Below are 1678 nucleotides of genomic sequence, written 5' to 3'. Positions count from 1 at the left end.
TCTGGTGGGCGGCCTCCTGGTGGACGGGCTGTCGTGGCGCTGGGTGCTGCTGATCAACGTGCCGGTGGGCGCGGTGGTGCTGGCCGGCGCCGTGCTGTGGCTGACCGAGAGCCGGGCCGGTGAACGACGGCGCCTGGACCTGCCCGGCGCGCTCCTGGTCACCGCCGGGCTGGCCACCCTGGCCTACGGCATCTCGCAGACCGAGTCCGAGGGGTGGGCCGCGACCGCGACGCTGGTGCCGCTGTTCGCCGGGCTCGCGCTGCTCGCGCTGTTCCTGCTCGTCGAGGCGCGGACGGCGGCGCCGCTGATGCCGCTCGGGCTGCTGCGGCTGCGGTCGGTGGCGTCGGCGAACGTGGCGATGCTGGTGTCCGGCTCGTCGATGTTCGCCATGTGGTTCTTCATGACGCTGTACGCGCAGAACGTGCTGGGCTACTCCCCGCTGGAGGCCGGTCTCGCCCTCGTGCCCAGCTCGCTCGCGGTCGTACTCGGTTCGAAGGCGGCGCCGCGGTTCATGCCGGTGATCGGGGCGCGGAACGTGGCCGTGCTGGGCACGCTCGTGGCGGCCGTCGGATTCGGCTGGCAGTCGACGATGACCGCGGACGGCGGGTACGTGACCGCGATCATGATTCCCGGGGTACTGATGATGCTGGGCGCGGGGCTGGCGGCGACCCCGCTGGCGTCGCTGGCCATCTCGGGCGCGGCGGCCGGGGACGCCGGACTGGTCTCCGGGCTGATCAACACCTCCCGGACGATGGGCGGTTCGCTGGGACTCGCCGTGATGTCGACGATCGCGGCGGCCCGGGCCGGGGGAGAGGGCGCCGGACCGGAGGAGCTGACGGACGGGTACGCGCTGGTGTTCCGTACGGCGGCGGCGGTACTGGTGGCCGGGGCGGTGCTGATGCGGGTGTGGCTGCCGGCGGGGGAGCGGACGAAGCGCGGGCCACGGGGGTAGCCGCGGCCGGCCCCGATCCACCCGGCACGCCGGCATCCACCCGGCCCGCTCCGGCCATCCACCCGGCCCGTTCCGGCCGGCGGCCGCCTCGGAGCCACCCGGCCCGCTCCGGTCGGCGGCCGCCTCACAGCCACCCCTGTCGCCGTGCCTCGCGGAGCGCCTCCGCGCGGTTGCGGGTGGCGGTCTTGCCGATGGCCGCCGAGAGGTAGTTGCGGACCGTGGACTCCGAGAGGTGCAGGGCCGCGGCGATGTCCGCGACGGTCGCGCCGTCCGCGGAGGCCCTGAGCACGTCGCACTCACGGGCGGTGAGCGGGCTGGGGCCCGCACTGAGCGCGGCGGCGGCGAGCGCGGGGTCGACGACCGTCTCGCCGTCCAGCACCCGGCGGATCGTGCCGGCCAGCTCCTCCACCGGGCCGTCCTTCACCAGGAAACCGGCGGCGCCCGCCTCCATGGCCCGCCGGAGGTACCCGGGGCGGCCGAAGGTGGTCAGGATCAGCACCCGGCAGCCGGGCGCCCGCTCACGCAGTTCGGCGGCGGCGTCCAGGCCGCTCCTGACCGGCAGCTCGATGTCCAGGAGGGCGACGTCCGGACGGTGCGTGAGCGCGGCGCCGACGATCTCGTCCCCGGCCGCCACCTGCGCCACCACCTCGATGTCGTCCTCCATCCCGAGCAGCAGCGCGAGCGCCCCGCGCATCATGCCCTGGTCCTCGGCGAGGAGGACACGGA

2 protein-coding genes are annotated in these 1678 nt (G+C 75.2%); one reads left to right on the top strand and one right to left on the bottom strand.

The window, feature by feature from the left end:
- On the top strand, positions 1–952 hold a 952-nt coding region (locus EBH09_RS10405), incomplete at its 5' end, for an MFS transporter (RefSeq protein ID WP_238697262.1).
- Positions 953–1076: 124 nt separating this feature from the next.
- Here the strand turns inward: EBH09_RS10405 and EBH09_RS10400 are convergent.
- The coding region (locus EBH09_RS10400; RefSeq protein WP_153182643.1) for a response regulator transcription factor at positions 1077–1678 on the bottom strand (602 nt) is incomplete at its 5' end.

This window comes from Streptomyces sp. E2N166 (assembly GCF_003671715.1).
GTDB classification, from domain to species: domain Bacteria; phylum Actinomycetota; class Actinomycetes; order Streptomycetales; family Streptomycetaceae; genus Streptomyces; species Streptomyces thinghirensis.
This window is presented reverse-complemented; position numbering and strand designations above follow the sequence as displayed.